An 18,516-nucleotide genomic window follows, 5' to 3' on the forward strand; every position below is an offset into this window, starting at 1 on the left:
ACCAGCTGAAGAGCCTCGATGATCAGGTGCGGCAGCTGGACGAGGAGCAGCAGCGGCGGGCCGCCGAGGCGGCGGAGCTGCGTGCGGAGACGGACAGGCTGGAGAGCGCGGCTCAGGAGCGGGCTCTGGATCCGGAATCGTCGGCCACGGCTGACGAGCTGGAGCGGCAGGCCGATGAGCTTGAGCGGCAGGCGTGGGCGAAGCTGGACGAGATCGACGGCCGCCGTGCTTCCGCGCGGGCACCGCGGGAGGAGTTCTCCGACCAGGCTGCCCTGGACCACGGCGGTTCGGACGGTCCCGCGCAGGCATTGGCGTCCGCCGCCGGGCCGGCTGCCGACATGTCCCGGGAGCAGCGCTTCGCCGAGGCACTGGAGACGTACCGGGCTGCGCGGTCCGAGGTCGCCGATGGGATCAATCCCGTCGAGTACCACCCAGGTGGGGTTCCCGGCGGTGTGAGCCGCCAGGAGAACTTCAGGTTCGGCGTCGAGTTCGAGTTCACCGTTCCCGAGGAGCATTACGACGCCGCGGCCCAGGAAATCGGGGCGGGTCTTCGAGACGCGGAACTGGCCGACTGGCGCGATGGGCAAGGTGTGCGTTCCGGTCTTGCCAAGCTGTCGTCCGATCGCTGGCACGTGGTGGACGAAGACGCCCATCTGAACGGAATGGAGGTGCCGACGGAGAAGCTGAGCGGCCACCCGGATTCCTGGCAGCGGTTCGCGGCCGGCGCCGACATCATCGAGTCGGTCGTGCGGAAGTACGGCGGCTCGGTGGAAGAGTGCGGTGGACACGTCAACTTCAGCTTCGAAGGCCGGCCCTTCGACGCCGGGGCCAACGTGGCACTTGCCGAGCTTTTCAAGGCACGCGAGCAGTCCGTCTACCACATGGCGAATGCCGCCATGGATGGTGGGCAGCGCGCGCTCGGTAAAGTGGGCCCGCTACCGGTCCCGCCACGTGGCGCCGCGGTGCTGACTCCGGAAGACGTTCGTACCAAACTCAGCTCCAGCCGCAACGAGATGCTCAACTACGAGCACATCAAGGGCGGCCCGGACGACCGCTGGGAACTCCGGGTGCCCGCCGCCAGCTTGCACAAGGGCGTTGTCCAGGCCAATGTGGAGTTCGCCGGCCTGATGGGGGCCGCCGCGCACGATCCGGCGAAACGTGATCGGATCAGGGAACTCTTCGCCGATCCGCGGTTGCTCGGCGACGAGACCCGGCCCCGCACCGAAGAGGAGCGGCTGGGCGACCTGCTGGATCTGCTGGAAGTCCTGCCGTTGAGCAAGGCGGCGGAGAAACAGATCGTGCAGCTGTTCGCGGCCACCCGGCCATGGGTGCGCAGCGGCGTCACCGACGATTTCCAGACCTTGGCCGTGCCCACCCAGGCCGGACTGCACTATCCGCATCGGTCCGAAGATGTGCCCGCGCTGGTCCGGCAGGCGCGCGATGTCACGCGGAACCCCGATGAGCAGGTCATCCGGTTCACGCCCAGCGAGGACGGCGAGCAGATCGCCCTGTGGGACGGGAAGAACCACACCCCGCGTGCCTTCGTCAACTACGTGCGCCTGCACCCCCGTTTCGACCAGGACCGCAAGATCGTGCTGGAGACCGGGCAGCCGGAATCACGGGCTGCCCAGGACGTGTCCCGGTTGTTCGGCAACGCCGAGATCCACCAGGCGTCCGAGCCCGCTCACCCCGAGCCGGCAACGGAACCCGAGTCGCCGCTCCCGCATCCTGTGTCTTCGGAGAGCCCTGCTCGCCCTGCGGTTCCGGCGGACTCGTCGGAGTCCGGCGTTTCGCGTGGGCTTCGCCTGTTCCCGTCCGGCTACACGACGTGGCGGCGGCGGGCGGCAGAGGTACCGAAGTCGTGGCTGGCGCGGATGGAGCCCGACAAGTGGCAGGAGGCCCTGTCGCACGCCGAGACCGCGGTGCGGAATGCGGCGCGGGCGGAGGCAGCCAAGTGGCGCGAACGCTGGTCGAAGGCGGAGGCCGCGGCTCGGCCGGAGACGATCCGGTGGCAGGAGTACTTGTCGCACGTCGAGACCGCGGCGCGGGATGCGGCGCGGGTGGAGGCTGCCAAGTGGCGTGAGCGGTGGTCGAGGATCCAGGCCGCGGATCGACTGGAGTCGGCCAGGTGGCAGGAGTACATGTCACACGTCGAAACCGCGGTGCGGGCCGCAACGCGGGTGGAGGCCGCCAAGTGGCGTGAGCGCTGGGTGCACACCGAGACGACGGCGCGGCGCGAGGCCGGCAGGGTGCAATCGCGGGTGTCGAACTCGGATTTCGCTTCGATACTGCGGGAAAAGGCGGCGGCTTGGCAGGGAGCCAAGTACGGCAAGGAGGCGTACCGGCTCCGGGAGAAGGCCTGGGAGTTGCGGCAGCCCGAGGAACGGGCTCTGGAGTTCGAGGAAGAGGCTCAGGAACTGCGGCAGGAAGCCGCGGACTTGCGTGCCGAGGCCGCGGAGATGCGGGAGCAGCCGGAGGACACGGATGGCCGGGACAACGACTCCGTGCGCTCCGAGGACGAGGACGCCGAGTCGGTCTACAGCGAGCCGATGCGCGCGGAGGATCTGGAGGCGCGGGCCGGGGGACTCGAGGAGCAGGCACGGGAGCTCGACGAGGACGCTGCGCAGGCGCGGGCGGAGTCACCGTATGTCGGGCAGGGTGCGGATGCGCGTGCGCAGGTGCTGGACAGGAAGGCCGATCGGGCCGAGAAGCGCGCGGACCGGGCCGGGCAGCGGGTTCAGGATGAACTGACACACCGGAAACTCCGCCGCCAGCGTCAGGAACCGGAGGCCTGGCGGCAGCAGGCTGAGGAGCTGGAGGAGCAGGGCGGCGAGCTGTGGCGCGAAGCCGCGGCTCTGCGTGCTGAGGCCGAGGAGGCACGGGACCGGTCGGCGGCCACCGAGGGACGCGAGGCGCGCACCGAGGACGAGAACGCCGAGTCGGCGCGTGTGGAAGATCTGGAGGCGAGGGCTCGAGGCCTCGAGGAGCAGGCGCGCGAGTTGTGGGCGCGGGCGGCGGACGTGCGGACCCGGGCGTCCGGGCCGGTGGCCTCGCAGCGGTCCAGGGCGGGCCAGGTTCGTGCTCGGCAGCCGAAGTTGCGGGGCAAGCTGGACGGTTCGGCGATCCGGGCCGAGATCCTGGCCAAGCTCGGCGAGGATTCGCCGTATCGGCCCTTCGTCGAGGTGGCGGCTTCGGACGAGAACCTGACCAAGGCGTGGGGCAAGGTCAGTGGTGGGTGGTTCCGGATCAGCCTCGGCGATCGGGCGCACAGCGGTGGTCCGGAGATCGCGATCCGGCTGGAAGGGCTGGGTGAAGGGGAAAACTCACGGCCCGAGTCCTTGGACCGGGACAGTGCGACCACGGTGGCGCACGAACGCGGATCCTCGATCGAGAACCAGCCGGTCATCACCGAGGCGGCCACGGTCTTCATTCCGACGCCGAAGGTCACGGTCCGGGCGTGGCTCTTCGGTTTCTTCAATTCGCGTCGGTCCGATCTGAGCGCGACTCAGTCCCGGATCAGCGAGACGCGAGTGGTCCAGCGGGGCGTCGAGCACGACACGATGGATCATTCGGCCGTTTTCCGGCTCGAGTTCACCCAGCCTCGCCAGTGGCCGTGGCAGGCGACCGCGCCGCCGTCGGTCAGCCGGGTACCGGGCGAGGTCACCCTGGCCTGGCCGAAGGCCAAGCCGGCCGCCTCGGACGAGCGTCCGGTCAACCCGCGGGACGTCGAGCACGTCGTCTTCTCCGACCCTGGGTCGATCTATGACGAGGTGTCGAGGGAACTCGGTGGTTTCGCTCCGAACGACGTGCGGCCGCGGGCGGCGTTCGAGCACTGGCTGGAGAGCAAGGCGGTCACGAAGGACCTGCTGGCGGGCAAGGTGGTCAGCGAGACGTTCGCCTTCGCGGGGAAGGACAGGCAGCAGATCTACATCGCGCTCCGCGGGCGCCGGGATGGTGAACCGCTGACGTCGCGGCCGGTGCGGGACGGCGAGGGCACGCTGCAGCGAATGGAACTGACGGGCGGGCAGGTCACCACCACCAGGACCACGGGCAGGCGCCGTGGTGCGGGCTTGTCACTGGCCATCGGTGACTACAGCGGTAAGGACGAAGGGTTCGCCGTCGGCCCGCAGGCGCGCATCCACCGCGGCACCCAGCTGGAGGACGGGGTCACCGACGCGGTCAGCAAGCAGGTGGAAGAGCTCTATTCGGGTCCGTTGCAGGAACACGAATCCGACCTGACGCTGGTGATCCGGGTCGGCGACGCGGAACACGCGAGCGAGGGCGCGGCGGCGGCCGGTAACCCGATGGAGGGTATGGGCCGCGACGACGAGCAGCCTGCGGCTTCCCCGGTCCCGGCGACGCGGTCCCTGCCGGATCGGCTGATCCGCTTGCAGGGCAAGGCCACGCTGTTCATGCGCGGCCGGTCGGACGATCCGAGCCCGCGCGTGCTGGAGGACGAGCACGGGTTCACCGAGTCCGCGCAGCACGAACTGCAGAACCTGGTGGACCGGCACGGCCTCATCGTCGACATGCAGTCGCCGCACCCGGACGCGGTGCGCTGGATCGCCGGTGGGGAGACCATGCCTCGCCCGGCCGGACTTCCCAACAAGCTCATCAACGACGTCGACGTGCTGCTGGGCGCTCCGGCGGACAAGATCGGCCTGGTCGGCCACTTCGCGGCCCGGATGCCGGAGATCGACGATCCCCGGCTGGCCGTCCTGCCCGGTGGGTTCGATGTCCTGCGAAGCCGGTTCGAGGAGCGCTTCGAGGAGTTCTGGCGGGGGTTGCCCGAGGATGGCGACTACCGCGTGACCGAGGACGGTGTGGTCGAAGAGCGGGCGTCGGACGGCGAATACCGGCCGCTCACCGATCACCCTGCCTTCGCCATCCGTTCCGCCGCGGACGACCGCCCGCTGCCCCAAGCCGACCACGACCGGATGCTGGCCATCGTGGGCGAGAGCGAGCTGGGCAGCCGGCCCGGTGCGCTGCGTTCCTGGGAGCCCGAGGCGCAGCGACCCGGGGAGCCGTCGCAGGTCGTCCGGTTCGCCCCCCGGCAGCGGCCGGTCCTGGCGGCCCCCCGGCTGCTGCCCGAGATCGGTCGGCACGCGGCGGACTTCGGCCGGGAAATGCGGGACCTGTTCCCGGAACCGGCACCGGACGACATCGCGGATCCGTCCACTTCGGACGTCCATACCGGACACCGCGGCACTCCGGCAGCGGACTATCCGTCGGGGGTCAACCCGCACACGGCGTTCGACCAGCTTGGCGCGCAGAAGAAGCTGTCGGACGAGACCATAGAGCACGCCGTCGGCATGCTGCTGCACCGGCTCAACGCCGAGGGCGTGATCGGCAGGCCGACGTGGTGGCGACGGCTGCTGCGCCGCCCGGACGCCGCACTCCTGCGCACACTCAAGCAGGAGATCACCGATTTCCTCAAGGACAACGACAACGCGGCGGCGGTGTTCAACGGCGGTGACGGCATCCGGATACCGCTCAGTTCCTGGCACTGGGGCCTGCCGGATCAGTTCCTGCGCGGCACGGAGGACCGGCAGCACGCGGACTACCTCGGCAGCACCAAGGCCGAGCGGATCAGTGGCCGGATCGTCCCCACCCGGACCACGACCTCGGGCGTCGACGACTCCCGGTTCCTCAACGCCGGTCTGGCGGGCGGCGGTTACGGCGACAAGGCGTCCGTGTGGCCGGGTGGGCAGATCGTCGGGAAATGGCGGTCCGGCGACGGTGACGTGATCAGCCACGAGGTCGGCTACGAGCTGCCGTTCGACAGCGAGCAGGACGTCCACCACCTCCGCTATCCGATCCGGCTGGAGTTCAGCGGCGACGGCCGGTGGGCGGACCAGAAGCCGCCGCACCAGTGGCGGGATTCCTCCGGTGCGATGGACAGCGGAATCCCCGGTGCGATCGAGGTCGCCGTGGCGGCGCTGCCCGGCCAGTCCTCGTCGACGACCGATCACACGTCCGTGGCCGGGAACGCGGCCGCTCGCGCCGCTGCCGAGGAGCCCGCTGCGGGCTGGCAGCCGAACGGTGCGCCCAAGCCCGGGATGCGGCCGACCGGGCCGCCGCCGCTGGATGCCGAGCTGGTGGCGTTCACCCCGACGCCGAAGGGGTTGAGCACCGCGGCGAAGATGATCGATGTCCCGCGCTCGGCGTGGTGGAAGGAATGGTTGAAGTTCCCGTTCGTCGGGAGCGCGGCCAAACCGGTCGACCAGCACGACCCCAGCCTTTTCGCGGGCACCCAGGAATTCGGCCTGAGCACTCCTGGCGCGCACGACGGTGCCCTGGACAGGATGGAGTTCTTCTTCGGCAGGGACCGCCAGATAGCGGGTCTCCGGACCGCGCTGGCCGAGGATTCCGTCGAGTTGAAACCGGCGGGGGACATCGACGAATCGAGGACGCGCAACGTCGGTGGTATCGCCGGGAACCGCGAGCTGATCACGCGGGTGGCCCGGTCCGCGCAGCTGGGCAACCCCCGCATCGTCGGAAAGGTCGAGAACCACAAGTTCGTCGAAGCACCGCATGGCACCGATGCCTTGACCAGCGGACCCACCAAGGGGTGGGGCCTGAGCGTGAAGCTCAACGCGCTGAACTTCCGCAGGTTCAATGGGGCCGACCTGGGCGGTCCCATGGGTTCGCTCGTCGGCAAGTTCATGCGGACGCACGAAAGCAAGAACACCGTCGCCGGCCGCGGCACCGACGTGAACGTCGATATCGAGGACGGTTACCTGGTCTCCTACAGCCGGACCGAGGATCTGACGACGGCAGCGTTCCGCAGCTGGACCGACCCGTTCGGGAACGCGCACGACGGCACGGTGCGCGAAGGAAAGCAGTGGATCCACCTCCCGGATTCCGCGGTGTTCCTGGTGAAGGCCAGCACCATCCACCAGGTGGAAGGGCTGCGGCCGGAGGACTTGACGGTGCTGGACCCGGCCGATGCCGCCCGGTATCGCCAGGAGCATCCGCCCGCACGCGACGGTGACCAGGACGCCGATGCCCCGGTCGAGGACCGGCCGGAGCCGGTGGCGACGGATCCTCCGGCGCTGCCCGATGGCGTGCGGGTGCGTCCTCCGGACAACGTCGGCCGGGGCGAGGGCTCGGTGGCGTTCGCCGACGCGGCGGTCTCGCGCGAAATGGGCAAGGAGGTCTTCCGCAGGCTTATCGAGTGGTCCAGGCGGGAAGGCGCGCGCGTTCAGGCGGAGAACGAGGGAAACCGGGTCACCCGGGTGGCCGACCGCGTCAACCAGGTGCTCTACGTCCCGTCCGAGGACAGCCACGAACCCTTGTCGCTCAAGTGGTTCGACCAGATCAACGACCGGATCTTCCTGGACGTGCTGGATCCGGATCTGGCCACGCCCGCGGCCGACATGTTGCTGCGCAAGGCATTGAACGGTGGCGTGCCCGTCCTGCGCGTCGCCCGCACACCGTTCGGCGAGACGGCGCAGCTGGTGGTGCTGCGTGCCGGCCTTGGCGAGGGCCAGTACCACGACACCATCCAGAACCACAGTTCCACCCGGAGCCTGCAGGCGACGGCGGGGGAGTCCGAGACGAAAACCAGCACCTGGACGCTGGAGGCGGGTGTCGGCTTCGCCAACTACGCCCTGCACGGTGCGGCCGACCTGACCCAGGCGCTGCTGAACAGCGAGTTCCACGCGTCGTACGAACGGGGCAAGGCACGCGAGATCACCGACACGACCACCGCGGGTACCGGCGTGCGGGAGAACATGCGTTTCCTGCACGACCTCGACGTGACCATGGAGGTGTACCCGTGGTCGACCGCAGGCCGGTACACCAAGGTGCTGGGGAAGGCATGGTCCTCGGTCGAACCGCACCAGTTCGACACGGCTTGGGAGGATCATTTCTCCCTTCCGCTGGGCGTCAAGTCCAGTGTGGACAAAGAGCTGGTCATCCGGGAAGGCGCCGAGCCGAAGCAGCCGATCGAGCGGATCTCCGGCCTGTGGCAGCACGGGAAGGACGGTGAACGCACCGGGTACGGTTTCCAGCGCGACGACAACGGCCGCACCATCGCCGACGTCCACATCCGGCCGTTCAACGCGCCCCAACGCGACGAGGCGCTGCGAAACCTGGTCAAGGGCCGGGCACCGGACGCGAACGGCACGGTGCCGGAAATCCCCAACCGGCCACTGCTGCCCGCGCGGACCGCGGCCAAGATCTTCACCACGACCGGGCTCAACCTGCGTCAGGTTCATCTGCACCGGGCGCTGTCCCAGCAGGGTGACGTGACCACCTTCCACGAAGGTCCCCTGAAGCAGCTGAAGATCGAGGGCAAGTTCACCAACGCCGAGCTGGTCGACAGGCTCGACGGCTCGTTGACCCGGACCGGTGTGGAGAAGGAGACGGTGGCGTCCGGGGTGGCGCGCCGGGCCGTGCTGGAGGCTGTGGAGGCCAGCGACATCCGGGGCGAGCCGATCAACGGGGCGGCCAGCCGCCCCGGCGCCTCGCTCATCGAGTACGTGCGGCCGATGCTGGACTACAGCGGCCAGCACCAGAACGTCGTGTCGACCGAACGCGAGCTGGGCAGGCCCGGCGGCAGTTCGTCCGAGGACCGTTACCTGGTCAGGGTCACCCCGCGGTGGTCGATCACCCCGACCTACCGGGCCAAGAAAGCCCAGTGGCTCGGCTGGAACAGGACGTTCCGCATCGGCAGGGACGAACCGATCATGCTCGAGGTGGATCGTCAGGGCCTGACGGAACTCGGCCTGCGCGAGCCGGAGCACGGGGGCGCGGACGAGACCTCCCGGGATCGGGCACCGGAGAACGATGACCCCGCCGCGGTGCGGGAAGGGGAGTCGTCGCCGAATTCGACGCCGGAGTCGAGTCCGGAGATCGAGCGAGGCGCGGTACCGTCGATCAAGCTGCCCACGACGCTGGAGATCCAGAAACCGCCGCTGTCCTCGGGGCCCAAGCCTGCCCCGTCGCCGAAGTCGTCGATGAATCTCAGCGACTTCAAGGGAAAGCCCGCAGAGCACTCTCCGGCACCCTCGGTGGGCCGGTCGGCCGCGTCCGACTCGGCGTCCCACAGCTCGCACAGTGACAAGGGCACCGACAGCCCGTCGCGGAGCGAGGCCGCCGAGGAGCTGTTCCGGCCGCAGGATCGGGCTTGGGAAGAGCAATGGGAGCAGCAGGTCGCCGCCGCCCGGGATTGGATCGACACCAGCAAGGCGAGTGACCGGCACAGGAAGTTCGCGGGCGCGATCGTCAGTGAGGAAATCCAGCTACCGCTGGAGCTGCGGCGACCGGCCCCGGGGCAGCAAGTGGAGCTGGACAGGCGGCTCGCCGGGATTCACGACGTGGTGTTGCAGCGCTTTGTCGCCGAGAACGAATCCGCGGCTCGCGAGCTGGCCCGTGAACTGGCGGAGCGATACCGCATCGGCCGCGAGTTGTTCGCGCGTCAGGACCAGGCGTGGGAGGAGCACTGGGCGCAGCAGGTCGACGCCGCGCGGAAGTGGATCGAGCGCGGTAAGGCGACCTTCTCGCACAAGCAGACCGCGGGCACGATCGTCAGTGTCGCGATCCAGCTTCCGCAGAGGCTCCAGCGGCCGACTTCGGGTCCGGAAGCTCGGTTGGACGAGCTGCTTGCCGGGATTCACGACGTGGTGTTGCACCGTCTGGTTGTCGAGAACGAAGCCGCGGCTCGTGAGCTGGCTCAAGAACTGGCCGAGCGGTACGGCATTCGCCGGACCCGGGGCGGACCTGCCGGCGGTCCGCTGGGCAAGACGGTGAAGCGCATCAGCGAACGTGTCGGTGAGAGCAGCCGGAGCCGGATAGAGCGCGTCCAGCAGAGGTTGGGTGGCACGCCTCGGCTGCCGGGTTACACCTCGACCTACACCAAGGCCGAGGTCGTCAAGCACGCTGCCGAGCTGGGCGTGAGCGAGCGGGAGTTCGAACGGTTCACCGAACTCGGTCTGGACACCAGCCCGAAGGAAATCCTCGCGCTGGCCGGGACCGCGGGTGTGCCCGCCGGTGTCCTCGTCCGGCTGTCCACCTTGCTCGATGGGTTGCCCACCGGCATTCTCGATCAGGCCAGGAATTCTGCCGAGATCATGGGCTTGCCCAACGAGAAACCGGTGATCCGGCTCGCCGATCGGGTGGCGGAAAGCCCGGAACGACTCGAAGTACTGGGCGGGTACCTTCGTGAACTGGTTCCGGACGTGGCGGCCGCGGATCGGCTGACCGGCGCGGAGCTGGAGCAGGGCCTGCGCGATCGGCTGCGCGAGCTGGGGCTGTACGGCGAGAACGACCTCAATCACCTGATCGCGCTGTCCGAGGTACTGGGCTGGGGCAGTGAGGGGCTCCAGTGGCTCGGCTCGTACCTCGGCAACCGCAACGTTCCGTTGGAGCTGCTGCACGATCTGCCCAGCGGGTTCGTGAAGGAGGGCCTTACCCGGCTGCGCGATGCCGAGCGTCTCGGTGTCAAGCTCGAACAGCAGCAGTCTGACGTCGGTAAGGCGGCGGTTCGGGACGAATTGGCTCGCTTGGCGGGCCTGCCCGATGGTGAGGTGCTCCAAGCCGTCGCGGACAAGCTGAACGTCACGAAGCTGCCTGATCTGGTCGCTCTGCACGACGACTTCGCCGCCATCCACGAGCAGCACGCGGCTGCGCGTCCTGATGAGCGGGCGCGGCGGATTGTCGACGAGCTGAAGGCTCGGCTGGACGGCCGGGACATCGACAGCGATGCTTTGGTGCGGCTGAGTACTCGGCTCGGTTTGCGGTTCGAGGACCTTGCCGCGCTGCACTCTTCGCGGCATTCCGCCCGGCTGGTCGGCCAGTTCACCCAGAACCTGACCGGGGAGCGGCTCGCCGAATCCGAGACCGGCGACTACGCTCGAATGTTCCGTGACTACCTCACGTCGCGCGATGAAAGCGAACAGCGCCGCGTGCTGGACAGCTTCGCGCAGTCCGTTCGGGAACTGCCGGACGATGGGCTCTTCGGCCGTCACGTCGAGCACAAGTTTTCTGCCGCGCTTCAGACGCTGCCGACGTATGGCGAGGCGGTCCCGCAGCCCCGTCCGCGTCCCGGCGCGAAGATGCTGGCTGAGCTTCCGCGTAATGACTATGCCGGGCATGAGGCCGATAAGCTGGCCGGTCGGCTGGGTATTTCCCGGTCGGATTTCGACGAGTACAACCGGCGGTCGTGGTTTGATCCGGATGCGCTGATCCGGCTGTCCGACAAGACCGGCACTCCCGTGCGCCAGCTGGTCGAGCTGAGCGCGAAGATCGGCCGGGTGCCCGCCGACCTGCCGCAGATAGCGCATCGGATCGGGCGCCATCCGCGCGAAGTCGCCGAGGTGGCCCGCAGGATCGGCTATTACGGCGTCGATCCGCGGGATCTGGTGGTCCTGCGCTCCGTGTTCGATCGGCTGGGCCTGCGGCCGGACAATGACTCGCTGGGCACCGCAGACCTGGCAGGCGCGGTCGACAAGCGCGCGACCGCGGTCACCAACGCACTCATGGAGCGGCTGCGCGCTCGGCTGGATCCTGGTCGGCGAGCGCTCGAGGTGCTCAGCGAGCGGTTGGGCGAGACCCAGCTGAGTGCGGAGCGGCTGTTGTGGACGCTCAGCCGTGTCGAGAAGGGACGATCGCCCAGCACCCCGCGGGAGGGCGACTTGTGGCTCGCCGACTGGTGGGCAGACGAGCTCGAAATGAACGAGCGGCGGACCTCCGGGTTCAAGCAGGACCTGATCGAGGTCCCGCAGGTCGACCCGGGTGCGATCGCCAAGCTGGTCCACGACCACTACGGCATCGGCCTGTACGCCAAGCGCTTCGAAGAGATCTACTCGGCGAGCAAGGTGGCCGGCCGGACGATCGACGGCGTCGAGGAGGTGGCGAAGCAGCTCGGCTTCGAGGGTAAGCCGACTGTTCTGCTGGAACTGGCCGAGAAGCTACCGGCTCATCCGTGGGTGCTGCCTTCGTTCCGTCCCTTGGTGAGCACGGTCAAGTTCGGCTTTCACGTCGACAACGCTCGCCGGACCATCGACGACCTCGTGGAGGGTTACCGGCAGAAACTGAACTGGGTGCCGGAGAACGTCGGAAAACAGGACGTCTACGACTTCCTTGCCGACCGCCGGCCCGCACCAGGAGAACTGCATGACAGCGAATGGCTGACCAGGGAGGCTCACCGCTGGGAAGAGGAGAAGTTCGGCCCCGAACGAGCCGAGGCCCGGCGACTGTTCGCTCGGTACAGGAATGAGGAGTGGTTCAACCGGCACGATTACCAAACCATTCGGGAGCGCCTCGGCCAGGATCACGATGCGTTGATCCTGCGGCTGAGTGAGCAACAACGCCGGGTGCCGAAACTCCACGAGGTGTACCAGCCCCGATTGCTGTCCACGGCCGACCTTCTGCGCCTGGCCTTCGAGACGAACAGCGATCCGCGCGAGGCCCGCGTATACGTCGAGGACTATGCGTTGGCGCACCGAGAGCCCTGGGGCCTGGTGGATCAGAAGCGCTCGGCGTATGAGGCGGTGCGCGAGAGGCTGCCGCAGTGGCTGGCGTACCAGAAAGAACGGCTGCAGCTCGACGGGCTGCCGCTATGGGAAGTGCGCGACAGCCTTCAGGAAGCGGGCCGCCGTTTCCCCGATCTGGACAAACTGTCCGATCAGGATGCGATCGGTGCTGCTCGGGGTCTCGGATTCCCGGAGCCGGTCCGCGCCGAGGCCGCGCTCGATGGGTTCCGGCCTGGGTACGAGCCGGGCCCGGGACAGCCGGTGGTGTCCGGGAGTTTCGTGACTCCGGAGGATCGGGCGCGGTTCTACGACGTGCACTTCGGTGACTTGGCGCGGGTGAACGAGCCGGTTCCGGGTGAGCGGGGTGGCTCTGATGGGCGGTTGGAGAACTGCATCGATGTGACTGTCCAGGCGGCGAATATCCGCTTGTCGGGCAATCCGCATCGGGCGGAACCGGGTGGTCCGGTGAGTGGTGCGCGGGTTGTGCAGACCATGGGGGCAGATCACCTGCGTCGGCGTTTCCCGAATTTCGATGAGTTCAACGCGGCTGTTGAGCGGGGGCTGGGCTCTCGGGGGATGGCTCTGGTGTCGGGCCGGGTGGCGGACGGGCGGCGGCACGGCTACCTCGCCGTCAAGTCGGGCGGTGACGCGGTGATCTACGCGGATGTGGCGGGCAAGACCATCGCCGACTTTTCCGGGGTCGAGGATCTGCGGTTCGCGCCGTTTGATTCCCGAGCGACGTATGTGCCACCGCGGGCGGGCGACGAGGCGGCCGTTGGGGCGGGTCGAAACGACCAGTTCGCCGCGGATGACCCGTTCCTGGAGGAAATGCACGCCGGTCAGCTGAAGGACAAGGTCAAGTCCGTCCGCCAGCGGATGCGTGATCGTGGGCTGTTCGGTGGCCAGCGGTTGCCGGGGTACACCATGGACTATTCCAAGGACGCAGTCGCCAAGCACGCTGCTGAATTGGGTGTGCGTGAGTGGGAGTTCGGGAGGTTCATCAAGCTCGGCCTGGACACCAGCCTGAGCGAGCTCGTCATGCTGGCCAAGTCCGCGGGTGAGCCCGATCCCGGCGCTTTCGTCCGGTTGTCCACTTTGCTTGACCGGTTGCCCGGCGCCATCCTCGAGCAGGCCAGGAACTCCGCCGAGATCATGGGGTTGCCCAGCGAGAAGCCGTTGGTCCGGCTCGCTGACCGGGTGGCGGAAAGTCCGGAGCGGCTGGAATCCCTGGCTGAGTATCTTCGTGAACTGGTCCCGGATGCGGCGGCCGCGGATCGGTTGACGGGTGCGGAGCTGGAGCAGGGCCTGCGTGATCGTTTGCGTGATCTGGGGCTGCACGGCGAGAACGATCTCAACCACGTGATCGCACTGTCCGACGTACTGGGCTGGGGCAGCGACGGGATCCAGTGGCTTGGCTCGTATCTCAGCGAGCGCAGTGTTCCGTTGGATCTGCTGCGTGACCTGCCTGAGGGGTTCGTTCAGGAGGGCCTCACCCGGCTGCGCGATGCCGAGCGTCTCGGTGCCGAGATCGAGGGACAGCGATCCGACGCCGAGAAGGCGGCAGTCCGCGACGAACTGGCGCGCCTAGCCGGTCTGCCCGATGGTGAGGTACTCGAGGCTGTCGCGGCGAAGCTGAGGGTCAGCAAGCTGCCTGAGCTGGTCGCACTGCACGATGACTTCGCCGCCATCGAAGAGGACTTCGCGGCTGATCACGAGCAGCACGCGGCGGGGGGCGCCGATGATCGGTCGCAGCGGATCGTCGACGAGCTGAGGGCCCGGCTGAGCAACCGTGACATCGACCCCGGTGCCGCGGTGCGGCTGAGTACCCGGCTCGGCTTGCGGTTCGAGGACCTTGCCGTATTGCACTCTTCGCGGTACTTCTCACGGTTGGTCGGTCAGTTCACGCAAGGGTTGACCGGGGATCGGCTCGCCGAGTCCGGCACCGGCGATTACGCCCGGATGTTCCGCGACCATCTCGCGTCGCGTGATGAAGGCGAACGACGCCGCGTGCTGGACAGCTTCGCGCAGTCCGCCCATGAACTGCCGGACGACGGTCTCTTCGGAGACCACGTTGAGCGCACCTCTTCTTCCGCGTTGCAGAAGCCGCCGACGTATGCAGGGGAAGCCTCGCGGCCCCGCCCGCGTCCCGGCGTGAAGATGCTGGCCGGGCTTCCGCGTAATGACCACGCTCCGGGTGAGGTCGATGAGCTGACCGCCCGGCTGGGTATTTCCCGGTCGGAGTTCGACGAGTACACCCGGCAGTCGTGGTTCGATCCGGACGCGCTGATCCGGTTGTCGGAGAAGGACGGTGTTCCCCGGCGCCGGCTGATCGAGCTGAGCGCGAAGATCGGGCGGGTGCCCGTCGACCTGCCGCAGGTGGCGCATCGGATCGGACGCCATCCGCGCGAAGTCGCCGAGGTGGCCCGTCGGATCGGTCGCGACGGTGTCGACCCGCGGGATCTGGTGGTCCTGCGCCCCGTGTTCGATCGGCTGGGCCTGCGGCCGAACGATGACTCGCTGGACACGGCAAAGCTGGCCGAGGCGGTCAATCTGCGCGTAGCGGCGGTCACCACTCCACTCATCGAGCGGCTGAGCGCTCGACTGCATCCTGATGATCTGCAAGCGCTCGACGTGCTCGCCGACCAGATGCGCGAGACCCAGCTGAACGCGGAGCGGCTGTTGTGGACGCTCAGTCGCGTCGACAAGGGACGATCGCACCGGACCCCGCGAGAGGGCGATCTGTGGCTCGCCGACTGGTGGACCAAAGAACTCGAAATGGACAGGCGGTGGGCCGCCACGTTCAAGAAGGGCCTGGTCGCGGTCCCGCACATCGACCCGGGTGCGATCGCCAAGCTGGTCCACGACCACTACGACGAGGCCAAGTACCTCACCCGGTTCCAGGACATCTGGTCGGCGAGCATGGTGGCCGACCGGACGATCGACGGCGTCGAGGAGGTGGCGAAGCAGCTCGGCATGGAGGACAAGCAGACCGTTCTGCTGGAACTGGCCGAAAACCTCCCGGCTCATCCGCAGGTACTGCCTTCGTTCCGCCATCTGGTGAGCAAGCTGAAGTTCAACTGGGACCCCTTCGATGTTCTTCAGGACATCGACAGCCGCATGGAGGATTACCGGCGGAAGCTCAACTGGGTCCCGGCGACCGCCGGTAAGAAGGATGTCTACGACTTCATCGCCGACCGCCGGCCCACGCCCGAACAGCTTGCCGACGACAACTGGCTGACCAGGGAGGCCAGCCGCTGGGAAGAGGAGAAGTTCGGCCCCGAACGAACCGAGGCCCGGCGCCGGTACGCCCGGATCGGGAACGAGGGGTGGTTCGACAAGAACGACTACCAAACCATTACGGAGCGCCTCGGCCCGGAGCATGATGCGTTGATCCTGCGGGTGAGCGAGCAGCAACGCCGGGTGCCGAAACTCCACGAGGTGTACCAGCCCCGGCTGCTGTCCACAGTAGAACTCCTGCGCGTGGCGGCCGAAACGAACAGTGATCCGCGCGAGGCCCGCGTATACGTCGAGGATTACGCGGTGGCGCACCGAGAGCCCTGGGGCCTGGTGGACCAGAAGCGCTCGGCGTACGAGGCGGTGCGGGAGAGGTTGCCACAGTGGCTGGCGTACCAGAAGGAACGGCTGGAGCTCGACGGGCTCCCGCTGTGGGAAGTGCACGACAGCTTGCGGGAAGCGGGCCGCCGGTTCCCCGATCTGGATCAGCTGTCCGATCAGGATGCGATCTCCGCCGCGCGGACCGGCGAATTCCCGCAACCGGTCCGCGCGGTCTCCGAGTCCACGGGGTTCCGGCCTGGGCACGAGCCGGGTCCGGGGCGGCCGGTGGTGTCCGGGAGTTTCGTGACTCCGGAGGATCGGGCGCGGTTCTACGACGAGCAGTTCGGTGACTTGGCGCGGGTGAACGAGCCGGTGCTGGGTGAGCGGGGTGGCTCTGGTGGGCGGTTGGAGAACTGTGTCGATGTGACTGTTCAGGCGGCGAATACCCGTTTGTCGGGTGTGCTGCATCGGGCGGAGCCGGGTGGTCCGGTGAGTGGTGCCCGGGTCGTGCAGACGATGGGAGCGGATCACCTCGGGCAGCGTTTCCCTGGCTTCGGCGAGTTCAACGAGGCTGTCGAGCGGGAGTTGGGCTCTCGGGGGATGGCTCTGGTGTCGGGTCGATTGGCGAATGGGCGGCGGCACGCCTACCTCGCCGTCAAGTCGGACGGTGGCGCGGCGGTCTACGCGGACGTGCATGGCAAGGACATCGCCGACTTTTCCGGGGTTCGGGATCTGCGGTTCGCACCGTTCGATTCCCGATCGACGTATGTGCCGCCGCGGGCGGGCGACGATGCGGCCGTCGGGGCGGGTCGAGACGATCAGTTCGCCGCGGATGACCCGTTCCCGCGGGAGATGCACGCCGGAACCGGGCCGAGTTCGGAGGAGTTGTTCGTGCCGCAGGACCGGGCTTGGGAGCGGCACTGGGCGCAGCTGGTCGAAGCCGCGACGAGGTGGGCCGACCGCGGTAAGGCGACCGACGAGCAAATGCGGTCCGCGCGTGCGATCCTCAGTGCCGAAATCCGGCCGCCGCTGAACCCGCGGCACTCGGCCTCGGGGCCGGGGGCCAGGTTGAACACGCTGCTGCGCGAGATTCACGACGTCGTACTGCACCGCCTGGCTGTCGGGGGCGAACCCGCGGCCGGCAAGCTGGCGCGTGAACTGGCCGAGATATACGGTGTTCGCCGCACCCGAGGCGGCCCTGACAGCGACAGCGGTCGCGACCAGGTGGAGCGTGTCCAGCAGGACATGAGTGGCGATCGCTCGCAGTCGGGTTCCACCAAGACCTACTCCAAGGAGGAGATCGCCCGGCACGCCGCCGAACTGGGCGTGCGTGAGGAGGAGTTCAAGAGGTTCACCGACCTCGGCTTGGGCACCAGTCCGAAGGAAGTCTTCGCGCTTGCCGGGGCGGTGGGGGTTCCTGCCGGTCTTTTCGTCCGGCTGTCCACTTTGCTCGAGCGGCCGCCCGGCGCCATCTTCGAACAGGCCAGGGAATCCGCCGAGGCCATGGGGTTGCCCAGCGAAGTGCCGGTGCTCCGGCTTGCCGATCGGATCGCGGAAAGTCCGGAGCGGCTGGAATTCCTGGCGGACCACCTTCGTGAACTGGTCCCGGACGCGGCGGCCGCGGATCGGGTGACCGGTGCGGAGCTGGAGCAGGGCCTGCGTGATCGCCTGCGTGACCTGGGCTTGCACGGTGAAAACGAGCTGAACCAGCTGATCGCGCTGTCCGACGTGCTGGGCTGGGGCAGTGAAGGGATTCCCTGGATCGGCTCGTACCTCACCAGACGCGATGTTCCGCTGGACCTGCTGCACGACCTGCCTACCGAATTCGTGAAGAACGGCCTTACCCGGCTGCGTGACGCCGAGCGTCTCGCTGCCGAGTTCGAAGAGCGGCGGTCCGATGCCGGCAAGGCGGCGGTTCGCGACGAACTGGCGCGCCTGGCGGGTCTGCCCGACGGCAAGGTGCTCGAGGCTGTCGCGGCGAAGCTGAACGTCAGGAACGTGCCTGATCTGGTCGCTCTGCACGATGACTTCGCCGCCATCCACGATGACTTCGCGGCTGGTCACGAGCAGGACGTGGCCGCGCGTCCCGAGGAGCGGGCGGCGCGGATCGTCGACGAGCTGAGGGCCCGGCTGGCCGATCGGGACATCGACAGCGATGCCTTGGTGCGGCTGAGTACCCGGCTCGGCCTGCGGTTCGAGGACCTTGCCGCACTGCAATCGCGGCACTTCGGCCGGCTGATCGGTCAGTTCACGAAGAGGTTGACCGGGGACGGGCTCGCCAATTCCACGAGCGGCGCCCATGCCCGGATGTTCCGCGACTACCTCACGTCGCGCAGTGCGCAAGAACGGCGCAGCGCGCTGGACAACTTCCCGCGGACCGGGCCGTATCTGCTGGACAACGATTTCTTCGGTGACACCGTTGAGGACGTCTTTTCCGCCGAGCTGCCGAAGCTGCCGTCGTACGGTGAGGAGCTCAAGCTGT

At 68.1% G+C, this 18,516-nt stretch carries 1 pseudogene (only partly in view); it reads left to right on the top strand.

The features are described 5' to 3' along the window. A pseudogene (locus tag ACFWY9_RS02100) lies at positions 1 to 18,516 on the top strand (hypothetical protein) (its annotated part extends past both window edges: 17,581 nt to the left, 13,527 nt to the right); the annotation flags it as partial.

The organism is Amycolatopsis sp. NPDC059027, assembly GCF_042739735.1.
Lineage (GTDB): Bacteria > Actinomycetota > Actinomycetes > Mycobacteriales > Pseudonocardiaceae > Amycolatopsis.